Source organism: Acidovorax sp. KPB24-03, assembly GCF_057546605.1.
This window is the reverse complement of record NZ_BAAJYR010000437.1, coordinates 1-2,831: the sequence shown is the minus strand read 5'-3', so window position 1 is coordinate 2,831 and position 2,831 is coordinate 1. Positions and strand designations below refer to the sequence as shown.

Below are 2,831 nucleotides of genomic sequence, written 5' to 3'. Positions count from 1 at the left end.
CGCGTGGCCGCCAGCGAGCGCCGCCACACCGGGCAGATCCGCATCTGCGCCGAAGGCGGCCTGCCCACCAGCTACCTGTGGCGCGGCGCCAGCGCCCGCGAGCGGGCCGTCACGCTGTTCGGCAAGCTGCGCGTGTGGGACACCGAGCACAACAACGGCGTGCTCATCTACCTGCTGCTGGCCGAGCAGGCCATCGAGATCGTGGCCGACCGGGGCCTGGCCCGCGCCGTGCCGCCCGAGACCTGGCGCACCCTGGTCGTGCACATGGGCGAGGCCTTTCGCGCCGGGCGCTACGAGGACGGGCTGACGCAGGCGCTGGCGGAGGTGTCCGCCCTGCTGGTGCAGCACTTTCCGGCGAACGCGCAGGCCGCGCCGGGCACCGCGGAGGGTGCGGGGCTGCCCGATGCGCCGGTGCTGAGCGGCGATGCGCTGCTGAATGAATAGCCGGCGTCACGGGCGCCAGCGCTTCGCAAAACGGTCCATCCGTGCGCGAAGGGATCGGCCCCTGCCGGTGGGCCGCACTAACATCGCCGGCACTGCCAGCGCCCGAGCGCGGCAGGAAAGGCGACCCATGGACCCTCTACGACATTCCGGCCGTGTCCGGCCGCGGGAGCACAGCCCCGAACCCCGCACAACGCCCGAGCGGCGCGTTATCGCCCGCACGACAGGGCCAGGGCAAGGACATGGCGAGTCTCCACCCCTGTCGCCACGCCGCACGACCGAAGCCACGCACGAGGCCGGGCCCTCGTCGTCGTTGCCGCCACGCACAGCCGTGCCGCGGCCACTGCGCACTCCGGCACCCGGCATCGCCTCGCAGCAGTCCGTCGACGGGCGTGCCTCGCCGGATGCCGATTTGGCGGCAGAGGCCAGCGTTTCCCGCCCAACCCCTCAAGCCGCGTTGGACCCCGTGTCACCTCGGTCTGACGACGACGCTCCCTCCATCGACAGCCCCGAACAATTGCTACAGGAGTTGGGCGCGTTGGGCATTCCTGGCCCATTGAGGCCGGCGCAGCTATTGGATCTGGTGGCACTGTCCGCACAACGCCCTGATCTGGAGGACCGCATCCGGAACGTGGCGGCCGCATTGACAGGTCAAAAGTTCGAACGCGGTTTCAAAACGGAACTGGAAACGCTGTGGCGCCAACATCGCCACAGCCACCCCGTGGCGGCCCACTTGATCGAACTGATCATGATCCCCGAAAGTGCGGCGGTGACCACGGCCGCTTCGCCTGAGCACGGAAACGAAGAATCGGACTTCGATACCGACTTGGAAGCCGACCTCGATGCCCATGTCGGGAACCAACGCGAGGTTCCGCTTGACGACAGCGATGGAGAAGCGGGGCTGGAAGGGGGCTTGGACGGTGATGTGAAACTCCTGGAGGCCCCACTGGGCGACCAGATCCAAGCGTGGATGGGCAATGCTGCCGTGCGCGTCGCACCCGACCTCCATGCCTTCGACGACGAACCCCGGGCACCCGCATTCGCCCGGATGTTGGAACGCCTGCGCGATGAGACCCTACCCGAGTTTTCCCCCACGGCAATGGCCCTGCTGAGCCGCCAGGTGGGCACGGTTTTGTTGGCAGTGGCGCGCGATGCCACCTTGCGCGACCAGGTGTACCTGGTTTCGTAAACCGCTCTGGGCGACTGTCGGGACAACCTGCTCGAAGGTTTTTCCAAAGTAATGCTGGCCGTCCGCAACTGGCAGACGGTGCAGGGCGTGCGGGCCGGCAGGATCAACGAAGTGCAGCTCAACGGCCTGACAGGCCAGCAATTTCGGCTGTCTCTGCTGGAAACCGCCACGAACCGGCTCATCAACCGACTGAAACAGGATCCCGACTTGCCCCCCTGGAAAGCCAAGTGGTTGGAAAAAGACCCGCTGGAAACCATGGTGCATGCCAAGGCAGCACTGAAAACGGCATTGCAACTCCCCCAGGAAACGGTGCAGGAACTGAGCGACCTCTGGCTCAGCGCACTGAACCCGGACGACATCGCAGCCCTGCATTCCGAGGTCCTGGCGCAGGCGGCCGACCCGCAGGCCTACCCAGCGTTTCTGATGCACCACGAGACATGGCGTGTCGGCATGCAGGAACTGCACCAGGCGACGTTCGAGCCATTGAAGGACGCCCGGGACAACCATCCGTTCCTTCAATTGCCCTGGCCGGACGATCATGAAAGCCCCGCCGCTTTCGAATACTCGCGACAGGCCCGTGAGATCTACAGCGAGTGGGAGGCCTCAGTGAATACGCACCTTCAGGCCTTGGCGGCTCAGGCGGGCGGAGCGATGCCGCCGAACCATCCGAGACCGCCCGAGGCCGGGCCGTCGCGCAGAACCGGCCCCGGATAACCGCCAGGACTTTCACCCACGGGCCAGGTCACTCCGGCGTGGCCCCCATGCCCGGCACCGCCCACACCCGCCCGCCGCCGGCGGCGAAAAAGCGGCGCTCCGGGCCGGTGGTCATCGTCTGGCCGCCGGTGAACTCGCCGAACGCTGGCAGCACGGTGAGTTGCGGCTCCACCGCGAAGCACGGCAGGCGCAGGGCGTCGCGCCCCCGCCCCCGCAGCACCACGGCGGGATGGACGTGGCCGGCGAGCACGTGCAGCGTGCCGTGCGCCTGCGGGTAGTGGCAGCACGCGAACGGCCCGATCGGCCAGGGCTCGTCCACGATGGCGAAACCCCAGGCCGCCGGGCCGGGATCGCCGGGCGTGGCTGTCGTGGTTGCCGCGCACCAGCACCACCTGCAGCGCCGCATGCGCGGCGCGCCATGCCGACAGGGCCGCCAGCACGGCCGGCGACTGGGCTTCGGCCGCATGCAGGAAGTCGCCCAGCACCA

At 68.4% G+C, this 2,831-nt stretch carries 3 protein-coding genes and 1 pseudogene; 3 read left to right on the top strand and 1 reads right to left on the bottom strand.

Annotated features, from left to right (window positions below; genetic code table 11):
* The 3 genes from AC27KI_RS22180 to AC27KI_RS22170 form a co-directional block, all read left to right on the top strand.
* A partial coding sequence (locus AC27KI_RS22180; protein WP_487115867.1) for a TPM domain-containing protein occupies positions 1–444 on the top strand: 444 nt, incomplete at its 5' end.
* Between the two features lie 571 nt (positions 445–1,015).
* The gene (locus AC27KI_RS22175) at positions 1,016–1,630 is read left to right on the top strand and encodes a hypothetical protein (protein ID WP_487115865.1); all 615 of its coding nucleotides are present in this window, start codon (positions 1,016–1,018) and stop codon (positions 1,628–1,630) included.
* Between the two features lie 6 nt (positions 1,631–1,636).
* Complete coding sequence (locus AC27KI_RS22170; RefSeq protein WP_487115869.1) at positions 1,637–2,344, top strand: NEL-type E3 ubiquitin ligase domain-containing protein; 708 nt, start codon at positions 1,637–1,639, stop codon at positions 2,342–2,344.
* 28 nt (positions 2,345–2,372) lie between these two features.
* Here AC27KI_RS22170 and AC27KI_RS22165 read toward each other — a convergent pair.
* Positions 2,373–2,831 (bottom strand): annotated as a pseudogene (locus tag AC27KI_RS22165) (metallophosphoesterase family protein); the annotation flags it as partial.